The organism is Pseudomonas sp. MWU12-2020 (assembly GCF_023100605.1).
In the GTDB taxonomy this organism is placed as follows: Bacteria; Pseudomonadota; Gammaproteobacteria; order Pseudomonadales; family Pseudomonadaceae; genus Aquipseudomonas; species Aquipseudomonas fluorescens_H.
The window spans coordinates 318,017-343,369 of sequence record NZ_JALMEX010000004.1 but is presented as its reverse complement, the minus strand read 5'-3'; the positions used below and the strand labels follow the sequence as shown (position 1 = coordinate 343,369).

Sequence of the window (25,353 nt, the reverse complement as noted above, 5' to 3'; positions counted from 1 at the left end):
CGTTCTTTCGACCCTTTCCAGAGCGATCTATATAACATGCACATCAATCCTTACTTATTCATATTGCCGCGCACACCCGGACAAATAGTCTGGAATTATAAAGACCATACTCAGCATGAGCTGGACCTGACTTATTCTTGTCGACTTGCACAACTTATCAATAATCCAGAGCAATTCGACAGACGCAACATAATAGACTCACAACTTCTGAATGCGGGCATATTAACCGTTGCAAAAATAGACAGCCCGCCATGGGGCTGGGATGAGTTGTCGAAGATTTATCATATCGGCACCCAGAACATTCCCTGCGAACAGATACCCCAGAATATTCATGAGTGGTCCAGGCAATACCTGAACCATTGCAGCGCCGTGCTGACCACACCGGCACCCGCGCAAGATCGTCCGATACAACAGGACGAACCCCGAATCGCCCTCCCCGCCTCCGCCGCCCTGACCGTTGCCAGTCTTGGCAATGTCCTGCGCCTGAGAAAAACCTGCCGCTCCTTTACTGGCGCATCAATCACCCTCGGTGACGTCGGCACACTGATGTATCTCACGCTGGGTTTTCTTCGCCACCGCGACCATGATCGCGACGAGAGTATCGCCGAGGGCCTTGGCGCCCGTCGCAGCAGTCCTTCGGGTGGCGGGTTGAACGCCTGTGAAGGGTTTCTCCTGGCTCGCAATATCGAGGGCCTGGAACCCGGCATCTATGCCTATCACCCGGCAGAACATGCGCTCAGCCGGGTCAATCCCTTGCCCGAACCCGCGCTCGGCCATTTGCTGGCGGGCCAGCATTTCATCAATAACCTGCCGCTGGGTCTGTTCATCACCGCCCGCTTCGACAAGCTCTGGTGGAAGTATGAACACTCGCGCGCCTATCGCATGGCGTTCGTCGAAGCGGGTCACCTGTCGCAGACCTTTCAACTGGTGGCCACGGCGCTGGGCCTGGGAACGTGGCTGACCGGCGCGTTTGCCGATCGGCAGGTCGAAGCCCTGCTCAAACTCGAAGGCAGCGCTGAACAACCGTTGTTCTTTGTCGGCTGCGGCGCCAGCGACGGTCAGGCGATTTGTCAGGAAATGCGTGACCTGTTGCAGGAGACGCGTACATGAACGTGCCAACCGCGGAACAGCCCGAAACACCTGAGTCCTGGATGCTTCGCTTCACGCTTGGCGATTGGGACAACCGCGCTTCGGTGCGTACGAGCCGGCACGACTACCAGTTGCCGGCAGACCTGCAGTTACAACTGCAGACCCGCTTCTGGTTTCCGCCGGCCTTCCTGCCGTACCTGTCCCACCCGGCCATCGAAGCCGCAGGCAGCAGGGTCATGCATCGACTGGCGGCCAATCACCTGGTGCACTTCCTCGACTACACCACGCTGCTTGAACACCGCATCGTCAACCGCGCCGTGGAAACCATCGTCCACGGCGAGTTACCTGCCTACATTCCTTCACGGATGAAAACCGCCGCGCTGCAGCTCTATACCGACGAGGGTTATCACGCGCTGTTCTCCCATCGTCTGGCCGAACAGATCGCCGAACTGCATGGTTTCACCGGCCGACCGCAGATGCCCCTGCGCATTACCCGCCTGACCGGTCTGATCGCCCGAACACCGGAGAGCAAACGCCCACTGGCGTGGTTTCTGCTCGGTTTCGTCTCGGAAACCATCATTGCCCGGGAGCTGCTGGATGTGTGCCGGGAAACGCTGGTCACCAGCGTGAGTGACATGTTGCGCGACCACCTCGCTGACGAAGCCCGGCACAGTCGGTTTTTTTCCGAAGTCTTTCACTACCTCTGGCTGACCCTGAACAGCCGTCAGCGCGCCTTCGCGGCCAGAACCTTGCTGGAGACCCTGGCGACCTTCTTCGAAGTCGACGAGCAATGGCTACATCAGAGCCTGCGCCGCGCCGGCATTGGCGAAGGCGCAATCAAGGAGATTCTCGATGACCTGACCAACGAACAGGCCAGCCGCCAGCGTGCCAGATCCGGAGCCACGGCTACGCTTGCTGCACTCGAAAGGGCCGGATTCTTCGCGCACCCCAACAACCGCAAACTTTTCACCAAGGCAGGACTGATCGATGCTTGAAGGAAGAACGGTGGTAACGACCCGACAACGACGCGGGGCGGTCAGTCTGCTGTTGGCCATGGTGCTGCTGGGAGTGTTTCCGCTGGACGTCCTGCTGCCGTCGTTCCCGGCGCTGGCCGAACACTTCGCCAGCACCCCGACCGACATCGCCCTGTCGATCAGCCTGTTCGCGGTGGGCATCGCCTTTGCCCAACTGCTGATCGGGCCATTGTCCGACGTCATCGGGCGCAAGGGCTTGCTGCTCGCCGGCATGGCTGTCTCGATCCTCGGCGCCATCGGCTGCGTCATGACCAGTGACTACACACTGTTCATGACCTTTCGCATCGTGCAGGCCATCGGCTGCGGCTGTTTCGTCCTGTCGCAGGCACTGGTGCAGGACCTGTTCGAAGGCGAACAGCGCGATCGCCTGCGGATCCTGATGGTGACCGCCACCGGGATCTTCATCTCGGTATCGCCGCTGGCCGGGACCTTTCTGCAGGCGACCCTGGGCTGGCGCGGCAGCTTCTGGCTGTTCATCGCACTGGCGGCTGTGGTGTTGCTCAAAGCCTGGGTGTTTCTGGACAACAGTCGGCCCGCTGTCAGAGATACACCGATCCATTTTCTCAAGGCTTACCGACGGGTGCTGGGGGACTTCGACTTCGTTGGCTACTGGCTGATCTCGGCTTTCGCATTCGCCTGCCACTTCTCGTTCATTGTCATTTCGCCGCTGATTTTCATGGATCAATTGCAGCTGTCAGCCTATGACTTCTCGCTGATCCTGCTGATCTACGGCGCGGCCTATGTCGCTGGCGGCATCGTCGCCACGCTGCTGAGCCGGCGCATTTCGCCCGGGCAGCAAATGCTGGTCGGGCTGAGCCTGATCCTGCTGGCGGGGCTGGTGATGCTGTTCATGGCCAGGCACCTGGCGCTCTCGGCGGCCACGGTGCTGATCCCGATGCTGATCTGCACCGCCGGTACGACCATCGCGCGCCCTGCTGCCACTTCGCGGGCCATGAGCCTGTTCCCGGAAAATGCCGGGACCTCGGCCTCCGCAGGCAGCACGATCATTTTCATCTGTGGCGGCCTGATCAGCGCCCTGATCAGCCTGAGCCCAAGCAACCTGCAAGCCACCCTCGGCTACTGTTTTATCCTGCTCAGCTGCATCGCACTGGCGTTGAACAAGCGGATCAGCCACCGCGCCAGAGTCATCGAAACCAGTGCCATCACGCCCTCTGGCAGCGATTGAGCCTGCCGGTCGTCATGCCACACGCACCGTCGGCACTGGAACAACGCTTTGCGCCATTCCCTCCAGACGCCAGCGGTGTAGAATCGGCTGATTCATCGCCATTCATCCCCCGGCGGGTTTATGAGCTCAGGCTGAGGCAAGCGGCGATCCCGCAAAGTCATCGGCAACATCCAGGACACACGGCCATTTCTGAGTGTTCCAGACGTCAATAGAAGCTCACTCCCTTTTGATACCTGATTAGCCGCCCGGAGTGCTCCATGCCAGATTACCGCTCGAAAACATCCACCCACGGCCGCAACATGGCCGGCGCCCGCGCACTGTGGCGCGCCACCGGGATGAAAGATGACGACTTCAAGAAGCCGATCATCGCCATTGCCAACTCCTTCACCCAGTTCGTGCCGGGGCACGTGCACCTCAAGGACCTCGGTCAACTGGTTGCCCGGGAAATCGAACGCGCCGGTGGCGTCGCGAAAGAATTCAACACCATCGCCGTGGATGACGGCATCGCCATGGGTCACGACGGCATGCTGTATTCGCTGCCGAGTCGCGAGATCATCGCCGACTCCGTCGAGTACATGGTCAACGCCCACTGCGCCGACGCCATCGTCTGCATCTCCAACTGCGACAAGATCACCCCGGGCATGCTGATGGCCGCCCTGCGCCTGAACATTCCGGTGATCTTCGTTTCCGGCGGCCCGATGGAAGCCGGCAAGACCAAACTCGCGTCCCACGGTCTCGACCTCGTCGACGCCATGGTGATCGCCGCCGACTCCAGCGCTTCTGACGAGAAGGTTGCCGAGTACGAGCGCAGCGCCTGCCCGACCTGCGGTTCGTGCTCCGGCATGTTCACCGCCAACTCGATGAACTGCCTGACCGAAGCCCTCGGTCTCGCATTGCCGGGCAACGGTTCGACCCTCGCGACCCACAGCGACCGCGAACAACTGTTCCTGCAGGCTGGTCGTACCATCGTCGAGCTGTGCAAGCGTTACTACGGCGAGAACGACGAGTCGGTGCTGCCGCGCAATATCGCCAACTTCAAGGCGTTCGAGAACGCGATGATGCTCGACATCGCCATGGGCGGTTCGACCAATACCATCCTGCACTTGCTGGCTGCGGCTCAGGAAGCCGAGATCGATTTCGACCTGCGCGACATCGACCGTCTCTCGCGCAGCGTGCCGCAACTGTGCAAAGTGGCGCCGAACATCCAGAAGTACCACATGGAAGACGTGCACCGCGCTGGCGGCATCTTCAGCATCCTCGGTTCGCTGGCCCGTGGCGGTCTGCTGCACACCGACCTGCCGACCGTGCACAGCCGCAGCATGGAAGAAGCCATCGCCAAGTGGGACATCACCCAGACCGACGATGAAGCCGTGCACCACTTCTTCAAGGCCGGCCCGGCAGGCATCCCGACCCAGACCGCGTTCAGCCAGTCGACTCGTTGGGAAACCCTCGATGACGACCGTGAAAACGGCTGCATCCGCAGCTTCGAACACGCCTACTCGAAAGAAGGCGGCCTGGCCGTGCTGTACGGCAACATCGCCCTCGACGGCTGCGTGGTGAAAACCGCCGGCGTCGATGAGTCGATCCACGTCTTCGAAGGCAACGCGAAGATCTTCGAAAGCCAGGACAGCGCCGTGCGCGGCATCCTCGCCGACGAAGTGAAGGAAGGCGACATCGTCATCATTCGCTACGAAGGCCCGAAAGGCGGCCCGGGCATGCAGGAAATGCTCTACCCGACCTCGTACCTGAAGTCCAAAGGTCTGGGCAAAGCCTGTGCGTTGCTCACAGACGGTCGTTTCTCTGGCGGTACTTCCGGCCTGTCGATCGGCCACGCTTCGCCAGAGGCTGCGGCCGGTGGCGCGATCGGTCTGGTGCAGGACGGCGACAAAGTGCTGATCGACATCCCTAACCGCTCGATCAACCTGTTGGTCAGCGATGAAGAACTGGCTGCGCGCCGGGTCGAACAGGACAAGAAAGGCTGGAAACCGGTCGAGCAGCGTCCACGCAAGGTGACCACTGCCCTGAAGGCCTACGCCCTGCTGGCGACCAGCGCCGACAAGGGTGCGGTGCGCAACAAGGCGATGCTCGACGGGCTGTAAGTTTTAGCCGCCGAATAAAAATGCCCCGCCAAGTGCGGGGCATTTTTTTGCCCGACCAAAATATCCCAGACACAGAAGATCAAAACGGTGGGAGCGGGCTTGCTCGCGAAAGCGGTCTACCGGTCAAAAAATCTCTCGCCTGACACTCCCTCTTCGCGAGCAAGCCCGCTCCCACAGGGGACTGTCAGTGATTCCGGAATCTGCGCTCCAACACAGAATTGGGTCTTACTGAATTTCCTCGGGTTTAACGATCACCCAGTTTTTGTCCGCCGTCACCGGCAACCCTTCCTTGGCCTGCGCTGCCGCGTTCTTGGTCATCATGCCGTTGAGCTGGGTCATGTATTTGTCTTTGCGGTTGACCCACAAGTGGATGCCGCCCTTGGCCACGTCAACACTGTGGAACAACATGTAACCGTCGCTGGTCGGGGTATCGCCGCCCACCAGCACTGGCTTTTTCCACTCGTCGATGTAGGTCAGGATCGCCGCGTGCTTGCCGGCCATCCAGGTCGCCGGGGTCCACAGGTAGGGGGTCAGTTCGAGGCCGAGGTTGGCTTTCTCGTCATATTTGCCGGCAGTGATCTGTTTGCGTGCGGTGGTCAGCTCGCCGGTTTCGCGGTTCTTCAGCAATGTGCTCACGCCGATCACGTTCTGCGGTTTGACGTTGTAGCCGTACTTCGGATCTGCCGCGACCATGCGCACCAGTTCTTCGGAGGCGGCGGTCATCACGTAGACCTCAATCCCGTTCTCCATCAGTTTGTTGTACAGCTCGGCCTGACCGGTAAAGACTTTTGGTGGCTGTACCTCAAGGTTCTTGACCACGTCACCGTCGTAATAAGTGGTCGGCACCGGTTTGCCCGAGGCCATCAGCTCATCGACGTAGCCTTTGAGTTCCTTGAGGGTAAAGCCAGAGAACACCTGCGCCACCCATGGGTAGCAGACCATGTCGTCGACTTCGCACAGGCGATAGTAATAGCTGAACAGGCTTTCCTTATGGTCAGCGGTGTCCTTGAACGGCATCAGTTTCAGGGAGGGATCAAGCGTCTCGCGGGTGATCAGCCCCTTGTTTTCCATAAACGGCAACAAGGACTCTTCGAGGTCATAGCGGTAACTGGTGTTGTCCATGTCGAACACCGCGTAGTTACCCTTGTTGGCGTTGGCCGCGATCATCGCGTCCAGTGCCTTGGCCTGATCCGCCGGCCAGTGCTTCAGATCGGTGGCGAATGCGTGAGCGGCCAAGCCCAATCCAAGAACCACAGCGAGCATTTTCGGTGCGAACTTCATCGGCGTTTTCTCCCTGACTGAAAGACATCGACGCTAACAAATAAGTGTGACAGTCCTCGTCTGTCAGCGACCGCTTACGTCTCCTCAACGCCAGTTGCATTGCCGAGAGCGACAGGCGCTTATTCCAAAAACGACGGACGACCTGCGATTTCGGTATTAATTCATTGGAAATCAAACTGTTAGGCTTGCCGGTTCGCAGTTGCCCAAGAATGCGACTGGCACAAGTCTTATCGGAGTCTTCATGAATCTGCCGCTGATCCTCAATCTGCTGGTGTTCTTCGCCCTGCTCTTCGGTCTGGCGCAAACCCGCCACACTACGTGGAGCCTGGCGAAAAAAGTCCTGCTCGCGCTGGTGCTCGGCGTGGTATTTGGTGTTGCCCTGCACACCGTTTACGGTGCCGGCAACCCGGTGCTGAAAGCCTCGATCGGCTGGTTTGATCTGGTCGGCAACGGCTACGTGCAGTTGCTGCAAATGATCGTGATCCCGCTGGTGTTCGCCTCGATCCTCAGCGCGGTCGCGCGTCTGCACAACGCCTCGTCGCTGGGCAAGATCAGCTTCCTGACCATCGGCACGCTGCTGTTCACCACCGCGATTGCGGCACTGATCGGTATCGGTCTGACCAACCTGTTCGGCCTCACCGCCGAAGGTCTGGTCGCCGGCACTCAGGAAATGGCCCGTCTGCAAACCATTCAGACCGACTACGCCGGCAAGGTTGCCGACCTGAATGTGCCGCAGCTGCTGCTGTCGTTCATTCCGCAGAACCCGTTCGCCGACCTGGCCCGGGCCAAGCCGACCTCGATCATCAGCGTGGTGATCTTCGCCGCGTTCCTCGGGGTCGCGGCGCTGCAACTGCTCAAGGATGATGTCGAAAAAGGTCAGAAAGTGATCAACGCCATCGACACCCTGCAAGCCTGGGTGATGCGTCTGGTGCGTCTGGTGATGAAGCTGACCCCGTACGGCGTGCTGGCGCTGATGACCAAAGTGGTGGCCGGTTCCAACCTGCAGGACATCATCAAGCTCGGCAGTTTCGTGGTGGTCTCGTACCTCGGTCTGGGCCTGATGTTCGTGGTGCATGGCCTGCTGGTGTCGGTGGCCGGGATCAACCCGCTGCGGTTCTTCCGCAAGATCTGGCCAGTGCTGACGTTCGCGTTCACCAGCCGCTCCAGCGCGGCGAGCATTCCGCTGAGCATCGAAGCGCAGACCCGTCGCCTGGGCATTCCGCAGTCGATCGCCAGTTTCGCCGCCTCGTTCGGTGCGACCATCGGCCAGAACGGTTGCGCCGGTCTGTACCCGGCGATGTTGGCGGTGATGGTTGCGCCAACCGTCGGCATCAACCCGCTGGACCCGCTGTGGATCGCGACGCTGGTGGCGATTGTGACCCTGAGTTCGGCCGGTGTGGCCGGTGTTGGCGGTGGCGCGACGTTTGCTGCGCTGATCGTGCTGCCGGCGATGGGCTTGCCGGTGTCGCTGGTGGCGCTGCTGATTTCGGTGGAGCCGCTGATCGACATGGGTCGTACGGCGTTGAACGTGAGTGGTTCGATCACGGCCGGTGCGATTACCAGCCAAGTGATGCAGCAGACCGATAAAGCACTGCTGGATGCGGATGAGCATGCGGAGCTGGCGCAGGCCTGACAGCAACACAGTCTTGTGGCGAGGGAGCTTGCTCCCGCTGGGTTGCGAAGCGACCCCGACATCTTGGGCCTGCTGCGCAGGCCAGCGGGAGCAAGCTCCCTCGCCACAGGTTAATTAAGCTTTTTCCCAGACTTCGAAGTTGTAAGCGGGCTTTTCGCCCTCAGCCGGATTCGGCACATTCGACACCAGTCTCCACTGGTTCGGATCGAACTCCGGAAACCACGCATCGCCCTCCGGACTCAGCGCCACTCGGGTCAGGTACAGACGATCCGCCTGCGCCAGCCCTTGCGCATACAACTGCGCGCCGCCAATCAGCATCAACTCATCGACACCCTGCGCTTTCGCCCATTCCTCGGCGCGAACCACCGCGGCTTCCAGCGACGGATACACCTCTGCCCCTTCCAGCAGCAGATCCGGCTGACGGCTGACCACGATGTTCAAGCGCCCCGGCAGCGGACGGCCGAGGGAATCCCAGGTCTTGCGGCCCATGATGATCGGCTTGCCGAGGGTCGTGGCCTTGAAGTATTTGAAGTCCCCCGGCAGGTGCCAGGGCATGCTGTTGTCGACGCCGATCACGCGGTTTTCACCGAGGGCTGCGATCAGGCTGAGGGGGAGTGATTTAGTCATGCCGGCGAGGATACCAGAGCCTCGCTTGACCCGATAAGCGCCACAGCGGTTATGCTCACTGCTCAATCGAGCAACGGAATGGCGCGTGACTGAACTGACTCCACTGCAAAACCTCTGGCTGACCGAAACCATCCGCCTGCGCGAAGAACACGCAGGTCCCCTGGAGGATCTGGAAGCCAATCGACTGGCCCGCGCGGCCGGCGGCGATCTGCCGGGCCGTATTCAGCGCCGCGCCGTGTGGCTGGCCGAGCGCGACGGGCTGAGCGCAGCACTCAAGCACTGGCTGCAAGGCGCGCGTCTGGCGCTGGTGCTGCTGGTCATTTTCGCGTTGCTGAGCGGCGCCGGTCTGGCCTTCGCCGCGCTGAGCCAGACGCCGGTCAATGTGTTCTGGGCCCTGGGCAGTCTGCTCGGACTGAACCTGATTCTGCTGCTGAGCTGGGCGCTGGGCCTGATCTTTGCCGGTGAACACGGCGCCACCCTTGGGCGCTTGTGGCTGTGGCTCAGCGAAAAACTCGCCCGCGATGCCAAAGCCGCGCAACTCGCGCCGGCCCTGCTGCTGATGTTGCAGCGCAGGAAACTCAATCGCTGGGCGCTCGGCACTTTGGTCAATGGCCTGTGGTTGCTGGCGATGCTCAGCGCGCTGCTGTTGCTGCTGACACTGATGGCGACCCGGCGCTACGGTTTCGTCTGGGAAACCACCATTCTCGGCGCCGACACCTTTATCAACCTGACCCAAGCCCTTGGCGCGCTGCCGGCGCTGCTCGGCTTCAACGTGCCGACCGTAGAGATGATCCGCGCCAGCGGCGGCGCAGCGCTGGATATCGAAAGCGCGCGACAGGCCTGGGCAACCTGGCTGGTCGGCGTGCTGGTGGTCTACGGCGTGCTGCCGCGTCTGCTGCTGGCGCTGTTGTGTTTCTGGCGCTGGAGTCGCGGCAAAGCCGCGCTGACCCTGGACCTGAACTTGCCCGGTTACGCCCAGTTGCGTGAACGGCTGATGCCAACCAGTGAACGCCTCGGCATCAACGACGCGGCGCCTGCGCATTTGCATCGCGTTGAAAGCAGCGTCAGCGAACACGCCAGCGACGGCGCTTTGCTGGTCGCCATCGAACTTGACGACCAGCGCCCGTGGCCACCGGCCCTGCCGAAAACCGTGAGCAACGCCGGAATCCTCGACAGCCGCGAATCGCGGCACAAACTGCTCGAACAGCTCAGCCGTTTCCCCCCGGCGCGCCTGCTGATCGCCTGCGACCCGCGACGCTCGCCGGATCGCGGCAGCCTCGCGCTGATCGCCGAACTGGCGCGCAACGCCAGCGCCACCCGGGTCTGGTTGCTGCAAGCACCGCCCGGCGAAGCGCTGGACAGTGCCCGTCTCGGCGACTGGCACGTTGCGCTGCAACAACTGGAGTTGCCCTTCGCCGATTGCGCACCGATGAACTGGCTGGAGAGCGGTCATGACTGATGCCCGGAAAGCGCCGCTGAAACTCGCGGTGGTCGGCCACACCAACGTCGGCAAGACCTCGCTGCTACGCACCCTGACCCGCGACGTCGGCTTCGGCGAAGTCTCACACCGGCCGAGCACCACTCGACATGTCGAGGGTGCGCGGTTGTCGGTGGACGGCGAGCCGTTGCTCGATCTCTACGACACCCCCGGGCTGGAAGACGCCATCGCCCTGCTGGATTTCCTTGAGCGTCTGGAACGCCCCGGCGAACGTCTCGACGGCCCGGCGCGACTGGCGCGGTTTCTCGACGGCAGCGAAGCGCGTCAGCGTTTCGAACAGGAGGCGAAAGTGCTGCGACAGCTACTCGCCTCCGACGCCGGTCTGTATGTGATCGACGCCCGCGAACCGGTGCTGGCCAAGTATCGTGACGAACTCGAAGTGCTCGCCAGTTGCGGCAAGCCGCTGTTGCCGGTGCTGAATTTCGTCAGCAGCGCCAACCATCGCGAGCCGGACTGGCGCGAAGCGTTGGCGCGGCTTGGCCTGCATGCGCTGGTGCGCTTCGACAGCGTCGCACCGCCGGAAGATGGCGAGCGGCGCCTGTACGAAAGCCTTGCGCTGCTGCTGGAAAACGCCCGTCCGCAACTGGAGCGCTTGATCGCCGATCAACAGGCCCAGCGCCTCGCCCGCCAACAAAGTGCGGCGCGTTTGATCGCCGAATTGCTGATCGACTGCGCCGCCTGCCGACGCAGTGTGGTCAGCGAGGCCGAGCAGGAACAGCAAGCGATCAGCGAACTGCGCAAAGCCGTGCGCCAGCGTGAACAGAAATGCGTCGAAGCGTTGCTCAAGCTCTATGCGTTTCGCCCGCAGGATGCGGCGGCCAGTGATCTGCCGTTGCTCGATGGGCGTTGGGGCGATGATCTGTTCAACCCGGAAACCCTGAAGCAACTCGGCGTGCGGGTGGGCGGCGGGATTGCGGCCGGTGCCGCTGCCGGGGCTGGGGTGGATCTGCTGGTCGGCGGCATTACCCTCGGTGCGGCGGCATTGGCCGGTGCGATTGCCGGCGGCGCCCTGCAAACCGCGCGCAGTTATGGCAGCCGCTTGCTGGGCAAGATCAAGGGACAGCGGGAATTGACCGTGGATGACGGGGTGCTGCGGCTGTTGGCGTTGCGTCAGCGCCAACTGTTGCTGGCGCTCGATCAGCGCGGGCATGCGGCGATGGAAGCGGTTCAGGTCGCCACCCCGCAGGACAAGACCTGGCGCGAAGGCAAGCTGCCTGAAGCGTTGCACAAGGCACGGGCGCATCCGCAGTGGTCTTCGCTCAATCCGCATCCGAAGCTGAATCAGGCGGAGCGGCAGGAGCAGATTGATTTACTGGCTGCAGATTTGTAGCGCCTGATCTGGCCTCTTCGCGAGCAAGCCCGCTCCCACAGTTTGATCGCATTCTTTATGGTGGAACTCGGTCGAATGTGGGAGCGGGCTTGCTCGCGAATGGCGCGACTCGGTGACACGGATTACGCCGCCAGCAGGCGCAACGCCTTCTCCTTCAATACTCCCAGCTCCATCACCGGCACCGCCCTCTCCTTGGCCAACTCATCCCACTGCCGCATGCGCAAACTCACGGTACACAACGGATCGCGCTCAAACGCATCCGCCTCAGCCTCGCTCATCACCCCGCCCTGATATTCCAGGGTCCGACGACTGGCTTCACTCAGGCGCTCGAAATACCCCGGTTCACGTAGCGTCAGATAGCGCTTGGCCTGCACGTGATATTCCACCAGCCGCGCCATACGCTCGCTGAATCCCGCCTCACGCAAATAATCCGCGCCCAGCCGCTCATGGCTGACCACGCCATAACCGCCCATGTTCTCGGCACCTTCGGCACACAAATGGCCGATGTCGTGGAAGAACGCGGCGAGCACCACTTCATCATCAAAGCCTTCAGCCATCGCCAACTGCGCTGCCTGAGACATGTGTTCGATCTGCGACACCGGCTCGCCGATGTAATCACTGGCACCAAAGCGTTCATACAGCGCAAACACCCGGTCAACGACTTGCGCATGCGCCGCCATCAGATTTCCTCCAGCAATTGCGCCACGTTGCGCTCGGCCAGTGCCGGACCGACGCTCATGCCGACGCCGGTGTGCATCAGCGCCACACTCAAGCCCGGTGCCGGGCGCAGGAATGAGAACGGCCCCGGCCCACGGGAACCATAGACGCCCTGCCAGCGCTCGACCACTTGCACCTTGCAGCCCAGCGTGTGCTCGGCCAGTTCGAGCATCCAGTTGTCCACTTGCTCGGCGTTGAACGGCGATGGATCGCTGCCGTAATGGTGCGAGTCGCCGATGATCAGCTCGCCATGCGGCGTCGGGCTGATCAGCAGGTGAATGCCGTTGTCGTGCAGGTGCGGCTGTTCGCGCAGGATCTGTGCCTGCACCGCTGCCGCTTCTGGCAAATCGGCGAAGGCGCCGTAGTGCACGCAGCTCAAACCGGTGAGCAAGGCGTGTTGCAGATTCAACTCGATCTGCGGTTTGGCGCGGAGCATTTGCAAACGGCAGATCTGCGGGTCGAGCGTGGCAATCGGCTCGGCCAGCAGGGTCTGATAATCGTGGCCGGAGCAGACGATGATTTGCTTCGCCGTGAAACTGCCGGCAGTGCTGTGCAGACGTCCTGGCTCGACGTCGCGCACCAGCGTACTGAAGTGAAACTCGACGCCGAGGTCGCGGCGCAGATAATCGATCAACGCCGGGATCGCTTCCCGCGAGTACAACTGTTGATCGTCCATGCCGTGCAACGCAGCGCGGTGATGGCTGAACTGGCCGTGGTACAGATCCCGCAGGGCGGCGCCACGCAGCAAGGCGACGTTGTAACCGTGCTCCACGGCGCGGCCGTTGCAGAAGGCTTCGAGCAATTGCTCTTCGGCTTCGCTGCGGGCGAACAGGTACGAGCCGTTGCGCTTGATCTGCAGACCGGCGAGTTGCGCCCAGTCGCCCCAAATCTCGCGGCTGGCCTTGGCCAGTTCGAGCATCGGCCCGGGTGGCTGGCCGGTGACCAGCGCCTGACCGAAGTTGCGCACCGAGGCGCCGAGGGGCGTGGCGGTGCGTTCGAAAACGCTGACCTTGAGGCCGCGCTTGGCGGCGGCGTAGGCGTGGGACAGGCCGAGGATGCCGGCGCCGACGATGAGCAGGTCTTTGTGTTGAGTCATGGAGATTTTCCCTGAATGGGAGACCGCCTTCGCGAGCAAGCCCGCTCCCACAGGGGATTCTTGGTGCCCACAAAATAGGTGTTCACTGAAGATCCAATGTGGGAGCGGGCTTGCTCGCGAAGAGGCCCTGTCAGTCGATAAAGATCTTACTTGGCGACAACTTTCTCGGACTTGCCGTCATAACGCTTGCGCCACTCGGTCAGGATCTCGTCGCGATTCTTCGAGGCCCAGGCGAAGTCGTTCTTGATCAGGCGCTGCTCGTAGTCGGCCGGCAGTTCGGTCTGTGGCTTGGCGATACCCGGCTGGGCGAGGACGGCGAAGTTTTCCTTGTACAGATCCATCGCCTCGGCGCTGGCGGAGAAGTCCGCGAGTTTCTTCGCTGCCTCTTCATGCGGCGTGCCTTTGATCACGGCCGTCGCTTCGATTTCCCAGCCCAGGCCTTCCTTCGGCAGGATGATGTCCAGCGGCGCGCCCTGGCGTTTCAGCTGTACGGCCGGGTATTCGAAGGAAATGCCGATCGGGAACTCACCCGCAGCGGCCAGTTTGCAAGGCTTGGAACCGGAGTGAACGTACTGGCCGATGTTCTGGTGCAGACCGTCCATGTAGGCCCAGCCCTGTTTCTCACCGAAGGTTTGCAACCAGGCGCTGACGTCGAGGAAACCGGTGCCGGAGGACGCCGGGTTCGGCATGACGATCTTGCCCTTGTACTCAGGCTTGGTCAGGTCCTGCCAGCTCACCGGTTTGCTCAAACCCTGCTTCTCGGCTTCGACGGTGTTGAAGCAAATGGTCGCGGCCCACACGTCCATGCCGACCCAGGCTGGCGGGTTGGCGGCGTCGCGGTAGTTCGCGCCGATCTTGCCCAGATCCTTCGGTGCATAGCTTTGCAGCATGCCCTGCTGATCGAGGATCGCCAGGCTCGAAGCGGCCAGCCCCCACACCGCGTCAGCCTGCGGACGGGCCTTTTCGGCCAGCAGTTTGGCGGTGATGATCCCGGTGGAATCACGCACCCACTTGATCTCGACGTCCGGGTTGGCCTTCTCGAACGCGGCTTTGTAAGCGGTCAGTTGCTCGGCTTCGAGAGCGGTGTACACCGTCAACTCGGTTTTTGCCGCGAAGGCATTCAGGCTGAAAGTAGCGAGCACAGCAGCGGCCAGGGCCATAGGCTTGAACATGATCGTTTTCCTGTCGGTGAGTTGAGGCTGTAGGGATAAATCGTCAATCAGTGACCGGGCGCGGTTTGCCGCCAGGCCTGGGAACGGCGCAGCAAGCCGCGCGAAGCCCACGCCAGCAGCAAGGACACGCCTGCCGAGGTGAACAGAATCAGGGTCGACATCGCTGCCGCGCCGCCGACATTGCCGGCGTCATCCATGTTCAGCACCGCCACCGCCGCGAGGATGGTGTCGGGGCTGTAGAGGAAGATCGCCGCCGACACCGTGGTCATCGCCGAGACAAACAGGTAGCGCACGATGTCCAGCAGCGCCGGCAGGCAGATCGGCACGGTGACGCGCAGGTAATGGCGGTACAGCGGCGCCTTGAGCGACAGCGCGGCGGCTTCGAACTCGGCGTCGAGCTGGCGCAGCGCGGTGGTCGCGGTCATTTGCGCGGTGGTCAGATAGTGCGCAATGGTGCAGACGATCAGTAGCGTCATCGTGCCGTACAGCACGTGCAGCGGGTTGCCGCTGAGGTTGAAGAAGAAGACGTAACCCAGGCCGAGCACCAGCCCCGGCACCGCCATCGGCACGAAACTGAGCATGCGCAGGGTCAGGTTGAGGCCGCGTTGGCTGCGGGTTTTCTCCATCAGGTAAGCGCCGGTGAAGATCAATACGCTGCCGATCAGCGCCGTGCCCAGCGCCATCTTCAAGCTGTTGCTGTAGGCCAGCCAGCCACCGCCGGCGGTTTCGTTGAACTGGTAGTGGTTGAGCGACAACGACAGGTTGTATGGCCAGAACTTCACCAGCGACGAGAACACTGCCATGCCGAACACCAGCAGCAACGCGGCGCTGATCAACACGACAATCGTCAAATAGCAGCTGTCGCGCAGTTTCGACGGTGCCGGTTTGAACACCTGGGCGCGGCCGCTCATGGAATCGCCGTGACGGCGGCGCAGCCAGGCATCGACGCCGAAGCTGAACAGCGCCGGCAGCAACAGCACCATGCCGATCAGCGCCCCGCGACCGAATTGTTGCTGGCCGACCACGGCTTTGTAGGCTTCCAGCGCCAGCACTTGATAGTCGCCACCGACCACCACCGGCACGCCGAAATCGGTGATGGTCAGGGTGAACACCAGACAGAACGCAGCGAATACCGCTTGCCGGGTCGCCGGCCAGGTGATGCTGCGGAACGCCTTGGCCGGACTGGCGCCCATGCTCGACGCCGCATCGAACAGCCGCGCATCGGCCAGCGACAACGCCGACAGCAGAATCATCAGCGCATGCGGAAAGGTGTAGATCACCTCACCCAGCACGATGCCCCAGAAACCGTAGATGTTGTCCGAGAGCAGCCCGCGCAACATGCCCTGATTGCCGAACAGATAGACCAATGCGATACCCGGCAGCATCGACGGCGCCATCAATGGCAGCAGCGAAATCCCGCGCCAGATGCCCTTGGCCGGAATCAGTGTGCGTTGCAGGGCGTAGGCAAACAGGTAGGCCAGCGGTACGACGATGGCCGCGACGCTGAGGGAAACTTTCAGGCTGTTGCCGAGCAGCCAGTGGAAATTCTCGCTGCTCACCAGCTCCTTGGCGGCGAGCCAGCCACCGCCCTGCCCGGCCTCGCTGCTGAAGCCGCGCCAGAAGATCGCCAGCAACGGCAGCAGCACAGCAACACCGAGCAGTAACAGCAGCAGGAGTTTGCCGCCGAGGACGAAGATCCGGTCACCGACCTCGGCCCCGGACACTCGCCGCGCCTGCTTGTGCGGTAGCGGCAGTGCGATGTTCGCGCTCATCAGGCAAACACCTGCAGGCTGCGCGGCGGCAAGGCGACCATGATCTGCTGGGCACCGAGGCGCGGCATGGCTTCCGGCGCCAGTTCAGCGAGCAGCGCGTGGCCCGGCAATTGGTCGAGTTCGAAGCTCATGCGGCAGCGATTGCCGAGAAAGGTGATCTCACGGACTTTCGCCGGGAACAGGTTTTCTTCGTGCACCAACGGATTGACGCTGATGGCTTCCGGACGGCAGAACAGTCGGCCCGAAGCGCCGCTGACGCTGCCATCGGCCAGACGCACATCCATCCCGCCAACCCGGGCGTGACTGGCGCTGCTGCGCTGGAACGGCAGCCAGTTGCCCTGCCCGACGAACTCGGCCACGAACGGCGTGGCCGGGCGATTGTAGATTTCCTGCGGGGTGGCGTACTGCTCGACCCGGCCGTTGTGCATCACGGCGATGCGGTCGGCCATCAGCATGGCTTCGTCCTGATTGTGCGTGACCATCAGGGTGGTGATGCCGAGGTTGCGCTGCAGTTGGCGCAGTTCGGTGCACAGATGCTCGCGCACTCGGGCATCAAGGGCCGACATCGGTTCATCGAGCAACAGCAGCGACGGCGCCGGGGCCAGGGCACGAGCCAGTGCGACCCTTTGTTGCTGACCGCCGGACAATTGGCCCGGGTACTTTTTCTCACTGTCGGTAAGGCCGACAAGTTCCAGCATCTGCCCGACGCGACGACGCACTTCGTCACGACCACTGCCGGCGAGGCCGTAGGCAATGTTCGCTTCGACGGTCAGATTGGGGAACAGCGCGTAGGACTGGAACAGGATGCCGTAGTCCCGGGCTTGCGGCGCGAGGTGCGAAACATCGCGATCTCCGAGGTACAACTCGCCGCTGTCCTGCTTCTCAAGCCCGGCGATGCAGCGCAGCAGCGTGGTCTTGCCACAGCCTGACGGGCCGAGCAGGCACACCAGCTCACCGGCCGCGACATCGAGGGAGACGTTATCCAGCGCGGTGAACGCGCCGAAGCGCTTCTGCACGCCGCGCACTTTCATCGGCGCACCGGGGTTGGTCAGGGCAGTTGCGATTGCAGGATTCATGGACAGACCTCATCAAGCTGATGGGGCCAATCCTAGAGTTGTAATGCGTCCGTCATGTGGCAGTGAGGCAAAAACGGCTGATAGTGGTATTCGGGGATTTTGGTTCAGGTTTCAAGTCATGTGTTGCCTGGTCTGACGCCTTCGCGAGCAAGCCCGCTCCCACATTGGATTTGTGTTGTGAACACTATCCCCTGTGGGAGCGGGCTTGCTCGCGAAGAGGCCGGCATGGGCACTGAAGAAATCAGGCCGGAGACATTTCCTGAGCCAACCCGAGAAACGCCGCCGGCAACCGCGCGCCCTTGCGCTCCTTGAGGCAATACAGGTACTCGGGAATCTGCGGCGCATTCTCGATGGTCAGCACCCGCAACTGCGGATCATGCGGGACTTCCTGGCGGGCAATGATGCTGATGCCGATATTGCGCAGCACCGCCTCGCGGATCGACTCGCGGCTGCCGATCTCCAGCAGCGGGCCGAAACTGACTCCGGCGCTTTCCAGCAACTCCTCGGTCAGGCGCCGGGTGGTCGAACCGGACTCGCGCATCAGCAAGGTATGCCCGGCCAGCGCGCTCAACGCCACATGCTCCTGCGCCGCCAGCGGATGGTTGCGATGCACCGCCAGCACCAGCGGATCGCTACCCAATACCCGGCGAATCAAGCGCGCATCCTCAAGCAACTGCGACGACGCCGCGACATCCACCCGGTAATCCTCCAGCGCTTCGAGCACCTGCTGCGAGTTGCCGATTTCCACCGACACTTCCACCTGCGGCAAGCGCTCGCGGAAGGTTTTCACCAGATCAAGGATGTAATACGGCGCGGTGGCAGCGATGCGCAGCGTGCCCTGCACCTGACCGCTGTTGCGCAGGAAGAACTCGATGTCGGCCTCCTGCTGCAACAGCGCCTTGACCATCGGCAGCAGCCGCGCGCCTTCGTCGCTGACACTCAGGCGCCGACCGCCACGGTAGAACAGCTCCACCGAGTACTGACTTTCCAGATTACGGATCTGCGTGGTCACGGTGGGTTGGCTGAGGCCGAGCTTTTTCGCCGCCAGCGTAATGCTGCCCAGGCGGGCGACCATATAAAACGCTTTCAGCTCGGCACTCAGCACAACCATCCCTCATCGTTTATTTGCGCAGCAGGCGCAAACCGTTGAACACCACCAGCAGGCTCACGCCCATGTCGGCAAACACCGCCATCCACATGGTGGCGAGTCCGGCGAAGGTTACCCCAAGAAAGATAGCCTTGATCACCAGTGCCAACGCGATGTTCTGTTTCAAGATGCTCGCGGTGTCGCGCGACAGGCTGATGAACGCGGGGATCTTGCGCAGATCGTCGTCCATCAGGGCGACATCGGCGGTTTCAATCGCGGTGTCGGTGCCAGCGGCCGCCATGGCGAAACCGATTTCGGCCCGCGCCAGCGCCGGGGCGTCGTTGATACCGTCGCCGACCATGCCGACCCGATGCCCCTGTGCATAAAGCTCTTCGATAGCCTGCAGTTTGTCGGTCGGCAGCAAGTCGCCCTTGGCCTGGTCGATGCCGACCTGCGCGGCAATGGCTTGCGCGGTGTGCACGTTGTCACCGGTGAGCATCAGGGTTTTCACGCCCAGCGCGTGCAACTGGCGGATCGCTTCGCGGCTGGATTCCTTGACCGTGTCGGCCACGGCGAACAGCGCCAGCGGGCCGGAACTGTCGAGCAGCAACACCACGGACTTGCCCTGTTTCTCCAGCGCAAACAGCTTCTCTTCCAGTTGCGGCGAGCAGAGGCCCAGCTCCTCGACCAGACGATGGTTGCCCAAGTGATAGGTCTGGCCGTTGACCTGGCCTTTTACGCCGCGACCGGCCAGCGCTTCGAAATTATCCACAGTCAGCACGGCGAGGTTTTTATCCACAGCCGCATTGGCGATGGCCAGCGACACCGGGTGGTCGGAGCGTCCGGCCAGCGCGGCGGCAATCGCCGGGGCTGTGGCGTCAGCGGTCGGGTCCAGCGACAGGTAATCGGTCTGCACCGGTTTGCCGTGGGTGATCGTGCCGGTCTTGTCCAGCGCCAGATAATCGAGCTTGAAACCGCCCTCCAGGTACACGCCACCCTTGACCAGAATGCCTTTGCGCGCCGCTGCCGCGAGGCCGCTGACGATGGTCACCGGGGTGGAAATCACCAGGGCACACGGACATGCCACCACCAACAGCACCAGCGCACGGTAGATCCAGTCGAACCATGCTGCGCCCATGAACAGCGGCGGAATGATCGCCACGGCCAGCGCCAGCACGAACACCACCGGGGTGTAGATTGTCGAGAACTGATCGACGAAGCGTTGCGTCGGCGCCCGCGCACCCTGAGCCTGCTCGACGGCGTGGATGATCCGCGCCAGGGTCGAGTTGTTCGCCGCCGCAGTCACCGTGTACTCCAGCGAGCCGGCCTGGTTGATGGTGCCGGCGAAGACTTTATCGCCGATGGTTTTCTCCACCGGCAGGCTTTCACCGGTGATCGGCGCTTGATCGATGGTCGAACTGCCGCTGACGACTTCGCCGTCCAGCGCGATACGCTCGCCGGGTTTTACCCGCACGCGGGCGCCGAGTTCGACGCTTTTGACCTCTTGTTCGACCCAGTTGCCGTCGGCTTGCTGCACCGTGGCCTGTTCCGGGGTCATCTGCATCAGACCGCTGATGGCGTTGCGCGCACGATCCAGCGAGCGCGCTTCGATCAGCTCGGCCACGGTGAACAGGAACATCACCATCGCCGCTTCCGGCCACTGCCCGATCAGCACCGCACCGGTCACCGCGATGCTCATCAGTGCGTTGATGTTGAGATTGCGGTTCTTCAGGGCGATCCAGCCCTTTTTATAGGTGGTCAGGCCGCCGCTGAGGATCGAGATCAGCGCAATGATCGCCACCACCCAGGTCGGCGCGGCGTTGGTGAAGTGGATCACTTCAGCCGCCAGCGCACCAACGCCGGACAGCGCCAGGGGCCACCAGTGTTTTTTCACCGGCGCCGGGGCCGGGGCTTCGACGCCCGCCTCCAGCGGTTCGGCGTGCATGCCCAGCGAGGTAATCGCCTCGGTAATCGGCGCGGTGTCCGGCAGATTGTGGGTCACGCCGAGCACGCGGTTGATCAGGTTGAATTCCAGCTGCTGCACACCGGCCAGTTTGCCGAGTTTGTTCTGGATCAGCGTCTGCTCGGTCGGACAGTCCATCGCCTCGATGCGGAAACTGCTCAGTCGGGCGTCAGCGCTGGTCTTTTCGCTCAGTTGCACCAACGCAGGCGCAGCGGCTTTCGACGCGCAGCAGGAATCGCCACCGTGGTCATGCTTATGCACAGGCTGCAATTTGTGGCTGTGGTCGTGTCCCGCGTGGGATTTGTGGTTGTGCTGGGAATCGCTCATTGGTCGCGTCCATAAAGGTGCCTGTTGCCAAGTAAAGACCCTGTAGCCACTATAGGGTCAAGCACCCTTTTGGAGATTGCCATCATGAAGATCGGAGAACTGGCCAAACTCACCGACTGCGCCGTGGAAACCATCCGCTATTACGAGCGCGAAAACCTGCTGCCGGAACCGGCGCGCAGCGACGGTAACTACCGCGTTTACACCCAGGCCCACGCCGAACGCCTGACTTTCATCCGCAACTGCCGCACCCTCGACATGACTCTCGAAGAGATCCGCAGCCTGCTGACCTTGCGCGACAGCCCGCAGGACCAGTGCGAAAACGTCAATGCGCTGATCGACGAGCACATCCAGCATGTAAAGGCGCGAATTGATGGCTTGTTGGCGTTGCAGACGCAACTGCTCGACCTGCGCCAACGCTGTGGCGAAGGGCCGGGGGCGGATCAGTGCGGGATCTTGCAACGGCTGGAGGTGAGTGGCGGGGTTGTGGCGACCGAAGTCGAACACTCCCATGTAGGCCGTAGCCACGGCCACTGAGACTTACACAGAGCCGAATGTGGGAGCGAGCCTGCTCGCGAAAGCGGTGTATCAGTCGACATCTCTATGACTGACACGCCCTCTTCGCGAGCAGGCTCGCTCCCACAGGGGTTTTGTGCAACGGCTTAGACCGCCATCGGCGCGGTCATTGGCGCATGGTGCTCATAGCCTTCCAGCGAGAAATCGCTCGGTTCCACCAGCTCCAGCCACTCCGGCTGATAAACGCCAGTCTTGGCAAACTCCGGCACGCGGTCGGAGATTTTCAGCTTCGGCATGGCGAACGGCTCGCGCTTGAGCTGTTCGTTCAGCATGTCCAAGTGGTTCTCGTAGACGTGCGCATCACCGATGAAATAGGTGAACCAGCGCGGCGTGTAGCCGGTCAGGCGCCCGATCAGGCTCAGCAGCGCGGCGCCTTCGGTGAGGTTGAACGGCGTGCCCAGACCCAGGTCGTTGGAGCGGATGTACAGGGTCAGGGAGATCTCTTTGGTCTCGACGTTCGGGTGGAACTGGTACAGCAGATGGCACGGCGGCAGGGCCATCTCATCGAGCTGGGCGACGTTCCAGCCGTGGAACAGGATGCGGCGACTGCCCGGGTCCTTGATGATCGTGTCGACGCACTGGCGTACCTGGTCGATGGCTTTGTACAGCACCACGTAAGCCTGGCCGTCTTCTTCGCCCTGGGCGATCTGCTTGTAGCCATTGCTCAGGGTTTGTTCGATGGCGGCGGTATTGCTCAGCGGGATCTGCTTGTACGCCGGCCATTTGCGCCATTGCACGCCGTAGATTTCGCCGAGATCGTCTTCGCCCTGACGGAACGGGTTGGCCAGCCACTGCGCATTTTCGTTGGCGTTCTGATCCCAGACCTTGCAGCCCAGCGCACGGAATTCAGCGGCGTTGTTCACGCCACGCAGAAAACCGCACATCTCGCCGATGGCCGATTTGAAGGCCATCTTGCGGGTGGTGATCGCCGGAAAGCCTTCCTGCAGATCGAAACGCAGCATCGCACCCGGAAAGCTGATGGTGTTGATGCCGGTGCGGTTGGCCTGTTTGGTGCCGTTCTGAATGACGTGCGAGACCAGTTCGAGATATTGCTTCATGAGTTACCTGTGTCCTTTGAGCCCCGGCGTCGCGCGCCGGGGTTCGTAGTTTAAGCGGTCGGCGCGAGCGGTGCTGCCGGCGCGCGACGATAGGCCAGCCAGATCAGGAACAGTCCGGCGACAATCATCGGTACGCACAGCACTTGCCCCATGGTCAGCCAGTTCCAGGCCAGGTAGCCCAGTTGCGCGTCCGGTACGCGGACGAACTCGACGATGAAACGGAAGATGCCGTAGAACAGCGCGAACATGCCGGACACGGCCATGGTCGGGCGCGGCTTACGCGAGAACAGCCACAGGATCAGGAACAGCGCGACACCTTCGAGCGCGAACTGATACAGCTGCGACGGGTGACGCGGCAGCTGCGCCGGATCGCTGAACGGCGGGAAGATCATCGCCCACGGCACGTCGGTCGGCTTGCCCCACAGCTCGGCGTTGATGAAGTTGCCGATGCGCCCGGCGCCCAGACCGATCGGCACCATCGGCGCAACGAAGTCCATCAGCTGGAAGAAGGTCTTGCCGTTACGCTTGCCGAACCACAGCGCGGCAAGCATCACGCCGATGAATCCGCCGTGGAACGACATGCCGCCCTTCCACACTTCGAAAATCAGCGTCGGGTTGGCGATGTACGCGCTCAGGTCATAGAACAGCACGTAACCCAGACGTCCACCGACAATCACCCCCATCGACAGCCAGAACACCAGATCGGAAAGCTTCTCCTTGGTCCAGGTCGGGTCGAAACGGTTGAGCCGGCTCGACGCCAGCAGCCATGCGCCGCCGATGCCGACGAGGTACATCAGGCCGTACCAGTGGATTTTCAGCGGACCGATGGCCAGGGCCACCGGGTCGATCTGCGGGTAAGGCAGCATTGCGACTCCTCGTTAGAGTTGAAACCAAAATTCCCGGGCGACGCTGCCACCTCAGGATTAAGCCAGGATTGCGGGCTGTTCTGAACAAGCGGATCAGAGCAGGAAATTCAGGCCCACGCAGAACAGCAAAGCGGCGAACAGCCGTTTCAGCAAGCGCGGCGACAATCTGTGGGCCAGGCGCGCGCCGAGACGGGCGAAGACCATGCTGGTCAGGGCAATGCCCAGCAGCGCCGGCAAATAAACAAAACCGAGACTATGCGGCGGCAACAACGAATCGTGCCAGCCCAGAATCATGAAACTTAATGCACTGACCAGGGCGCTCGGCAGGCCACAGGCTGACGAGGTCGCCACGGCTTGCTGCATCGGCACGCTGCGCCAGGTCAGAAACGGTACGGTCAGCGAACCGCCGCCGACGCCAAAAATCGCCGACGCCCAACCGATTACGCTCCCGGCCACGGTCAGACCGAGTTTGCCGGGGACGGTTCGACTGGCCTTGGGTTTGATGTCCAGCGCCAACTGCAGCGAGATCACCAAGGCAAACACGCCGATGATCTTTTGCAGGTTCGGCCCGGAAATCGCCTCGGCCGTCAGCGCACCGAAACCGGCGCCGAGCAGTATGCCAACCGCCATCCACTTGAAAATCGGCCAGCGCACGGCGCCACGCCGGTGGTGTTCGCGCACGGCATTGACCGAGGTGAAGATGATCGTCGCCAGCGACGTGCCAACCGCCAGATGTGTAAGGATCGACTGATCGAAACCCTGCAAGGTAAAACTGAACACCAGCACCGGGACAATAATGATCCCGCCGCCCACCCCGAACAGCCCGGCCAGCACGCCCGCACAGGCGCCCAGCGCCAGATAGAGCAGAAATTCCACGGCCGTCTCCCAGACGCATCCCCAAAACCGGAGCGGCATGGTAACGGATGCACACCCTCTGGCGGAACTGGCGATGGATGCACGGACGCTGACTGCGTAGAGTGAGCAAAAAACACACAAGGACCACCTTATGTGCCTGATTGTTTTCGCCTGGCGCCCGGGCCATGCCCAGCCGCTGATCGTCGCGGCCAACCGTGACGAGTTCTACGCCCGCCCGAGCCTGCCGCTGGCGCCATGGGTCGACGCGCCGCACGTGCACGCGGGGCGCGATCTTGAGGCTGGCGGCACGTGGCTGGGAATCGGCGTCAATGGGCGCTTTGCCGCGCTGACCAATATCCGCGACCCGCACCAGCCACCGGCGCGCAAGTCGCGGGGGGAGCTGGTGGCGCGGTTTCTCACGGGCGATGCGTCGATTGATGATTATTTGCGCGATGTGGTCGCTCGCGCGCCGGAATACGCCGGGTTCAACCTGCTGCTGGGCAATGCCCATGAGCTGTGGCACTTCAATGCGCGGACGTCCGAGCCGGTGATGCTGGAACCGGGCGTTTACGGGCTATCGAATGCCGGGCTGGATACGCCGTGGCCGAAGTTGCTCAAGGCCAAGGCCGCACTGAGTGCGGTGCTGGATGATCCACAGCCTGCGCGGTTACTGGAGCTGCTGGGCGATGCGCAGACCGCGCCGTTTGCCGAGCTGCCGGATACCGGGGTCGGGCTGGCCACCGAATCGTTGCTGTCGAGTGTGTTCATTGCCAGCCAGAGTTATGGCACACGGGCGAGTACGGCGTTGATAGTGCAGGCGGACGGCACTCGGCGAATGGTCGAGCGCAGTTTCGGGCCATATGGCGGGCATTTGGGCGAGGTGGAGATTGCTGTTTAGCAGCGTTTGAACTGACGCCTTCGCGAGCAAGCCCGCTCCCACATTCGACCACATTCCAAAGGTAGAACTCGGTCAAATGTGGGAGCGGGCTTGCTCGCGAAGAGGCCCACAAGGTT

The 25,353-nt window shown here is 62.2% G+C and carries 21 protein-coding genes; 9 read left to right on the top strand and 12 right to left on the bottom strand.

The annotated features are described in order from the left end of the window. Nucleotides 1-36: 36 nt before the first annotated feature. The 4 genes from M0814_RS11920 (at nt 37) to ilvD (ending at nt 5,408) form a co-directional block, all read left to right on the top strand. Nucleotides 37-1,110: a SagB family peptide dehydrogenase gene (locus M0814_RS11920; RefSeq protein WP_103484301.1), complete on the top strand. Its 1,074-nt coding sequence runs from the start codon at nt 37-39 to the stop codon at nt 1,108-1,110. After that, nucleotides 1,107-2,084: a diiron oxygenase gene (locus M0814_RS11915; protein WP_103484302.1), complete on the top strand. Its 978-nt coding sequence runs from the start codon at nt 1,107-1,109 to the stop codon at nt 2,082-2,084. The genes M0814_RS11920 and M0814_RS11915 overlap by 4 nt, the downstream gene beginning before the upstream one ends. After that, the gene (locus M0814_RS11910; protein WP_103484303.1) at nt 2,077-3,309 is read left to right on the top strand and encodes a multidrug effflux MFS transporter; all 1,233 of its coding nucleotides are present in this window, start codon (nt 2,077-2,079) and stop codon (nt 3,307-3,309) included. Before M0814_RS11915 ends, M0814_RS11910 begins: the two co-directional genes overlap by 8 nt. A gap of 257 nt (nt 3,310-3,566) precedes the next feature. Continuing rightward, nucleotides 3,567-5,408, top strand: a complete 1,842-nt coding sequence (gene ilvD, locus M0814_RS11905) for a dihydroxy-acid dehydratase (RefSeq protein WP_086792292.1) — start codon at nt 3,567-3,569, stop codon at nt 5,406-5,408. A 225-nt stretch (nt 5,409-5,633) separates the two neighbouring features. Here ilvD and M0814_RS11900 read toward each other — a convergent pair whose 3' ends face one another. Next, a complete protein-coding gene (locus M0814_RS11900; protein ID WP_003229167.1) occupies nt 5,634-6,689 on the bottom strand; it encodes a hypothetical protein in 1,056 nt (351 codons plus the stop codon). 241 nt (nt 6,690-6,930) lie between these two features. Between M0814_RS11900 and M0814_RS11895 the strand changes: the two genes are divergently transcribed. Further along, nucleotides 6,931-8,322, top strand: a complete 1,392-nt coding sequence (locus M0814_RS11895; protein WP_103484304.1) for an L-cystine transporter — start codon at nt 6,931-6,933, stop codon at nt 8,320-8,322. Between the two features lie 114 nt (nt 8,323-8,436). On the opposite strand, the gene M0814_RS11890 is transcribed toward M0814_RS11895, so the two are convergent. Further along, nucleotides 8,437-8,949, bottom strand: a complete 513-nt coding sequence (locus M0814_RS11890) for a dihydrofolate reductase (protein WP_103484305.1) — start codon at nt 8,947-8,949, stop codon at nt 8,437-8,439. A gap of 85 nt (nt 8,950-9,034) precedes the next feature. On the opposite strand from M0814_RS11890, the gene M0814_RS11885 reads away from it, so the two are divergent. Continuing rightward, entirely contained in the window at nt 9,035-10,408 is a 1,374-nt protein-coding gene (locus M0814_RS11885; RefSeq protein WP_103484306.1) for a DUF2868 domain-containing protein, read from the top strand. Further along, nucleotides 10,401-11,777, top strand: coding sequence for a GTPase/DUF3482 domain-containing protein (locus tag M0814_RS11880; protein WP_103484307.1), 1,377 nt, complete (start codon nt 10,401-10,403; stop codon nt 11,775-11,777). The genes M0814_RS11885 and M0814_RS11880 overlap by 8 nt, the downstream gene beginning before the upstream one ends. 122 nt (nt 11,778-11,899) lie before the next feature. Here the strand turns inward: M0814_RS11880 and M0814_RS11875 are convergent, their stop codons facing one another. The 7 genes from M0814_RS11875 to M0814_RS11845 all read right to left on the bottom strand — a co-directional run bounded on the left by M0814_RS11875 (nt 11,900) and on the right by M0814_RS11845 (nt 20,987). Then, a complete protein-coding gene (locus M0814_RS11875; RefSeq protein WP_103484308.1) occupies nt 11,900-12,457 on the bottom strand; it encodes a phosphonate degradation HD-domain oxygenase in 558 nt (185 codons plus the stop codon). After that, a complete protein-coding gene (locus M0814_RS11870) occupies nt 12,457-13,590 on the bottom strand; it encodes a TIGR03364 family FAD-dependent oxidoreductase (RefSeq protein WP_103484309.1) in 1,134 nt (377 codons plus the stop codon). The genes M0814_RS11875 and M0814_RS11870 overlap by 1 nt, the downstream gene beginning before the upstream one ends. Before the next feature lie 146 nt (nt 13,591-13,736). After that, nucleotides 13,737-14,762 carry a putative 2-aminoethylphosphonate ABC transporter substrate-binding protein gene (locus tag M0814_RS11865; RefSeq protein ID WP_103484310.1) on the bottom strand — a complete coding sequence of 342 codons (1,026 nt, stop codon included), beginning with the start codon at nt 14,760-14,762 and terminating at the stop codon, nt 13,737-13,739. A 47-nt stretch (nt 14,763-14,809) separates the two neighbouring features. Then, nucleotides 14,810-16,534, bottom strand: a complete 1,725-nt coding sequence (locus tag M0814_RS11860; RefSeq protein ID WP_103484311.1) for a putative 2-aminoethylphosphonate ABC transporter permease subunit — start codon at nt 16,532-16,534, stop codon at nt 14,810-14,812. Beyond that, entirely contained in the window at nt 16,534-17,610 is a 1,077-nt protein-coding gene (locus tag M0814_RS11855) for a putative 2-aminoethylphosphonate ABC transporter ATP-binding protein (RefSeq protein WP_103484312.1), read from the bottom strand. Before M0814_RS11855 ends, M0814_RS11860 begins: the two co-directional genes overlap by 1 nt. Nucleotides 17,611-17,851: 241 nt before the next feature. Beyond that, nucleotides 17,852-18,715 carry a LysR family transcriptional regulator gene (locus M0814_RS11850; protein WP_041072184.1) on the bottom strand — a complete coding sequence of 288 codons (864 nt, stop codon included), beginning with the start codon at nt 18,713-18,715 and terminating at the stop codon, nt 17,852-17,854. A 16-nt stretch (nt 18,716-18,731) separates the two neighbouring features. Continuing rightward, entirely contained in the window at nt 18,732-20,987 is a 2,256-nt protein-coding gene (locus M0814_RS11845) for a heavy metal translocating P-type ATPase (protein ID WP_103484314.1), read from the bottom strand. Nucleotides 20,988-21,071: 84 nt separating this feature from the next. On the opposite strand from M0814_RS11845, the gene cadR reads away from it, so the two are divergent. Next, nucleotides 21,072-21,521, top strand: a complete 450-nt coding sequence (gene cadR, locus M0814_RS11840) for a Cd(II)/Pb(II)-responsive transcriptional regulator (protein ID WP_003229189.1) — start codon at nt 21,072-21,074, stop codon at nt 21,519-21,521. A gap of 125 nt (nt 21,522-21,646) precedes the next feature. On the opposite strand, the gene M0814_RS11835 is transcribed toward cadR, so the two are convergent. The 3 genes from M0814_RS11835 to M0814_RS11825 form a co-directional block, all read right to left on the bottom strand. Then, nucleotides 21,647-22,618, bottom strand: a complete 972-nt coding sequence (locus M0814_RS11835; RefSeq protein ID WP_047596629.1) for a thymidylate synthase — start codon at nt 22,616-22,618, stop codon at nt 21,647-21,649. Between the two features lie 50 nt (nt 22,619-22,668). Further along, nucleotides 22,669-23,484, bottom strand: a complete 816-nt coding sequence (gene lgt / locus M0814_RS11830) for a prolipoprotein diacylglyceryl transferase (RefSeq protein WP_003229193.1) — start codon at nt 23,482-23,484, stop codon at nt 22,669-22,671. A gap of 93 nt (nt 23,485-23,577) precedes the next feature. Beyond that, on the bottom strand, nt 23,578-24,360 hold the full coding sequence (locus M0814_RS11825) for a sulfite exporter TauE/SafE family protein (RefSeq protein WP_103484315.1): 783 nt from the start codon (nt 24,358-24,360) through the stop codon (nt 23,578-23,580). Nucleotides 24,361-24,490: 130 nt separating this feature from the next. Here M0814_RS11825 and M0814_RS11820 point away from each other — a divergent pair, with 130 nt between their 5' ends. Beyond that, nucleotides 24,491-25,237, top strand: coding sequence for an NRDE family protein (locus M0814_RS11820; protein WP_103484316.1), 747 nt, complete (start codon nt 24,491-24,493; stop codon nt 25,235-25,237). The last annotated feature ends 116 nt before the right edge of the window (nt 25,238-25,353 follow it).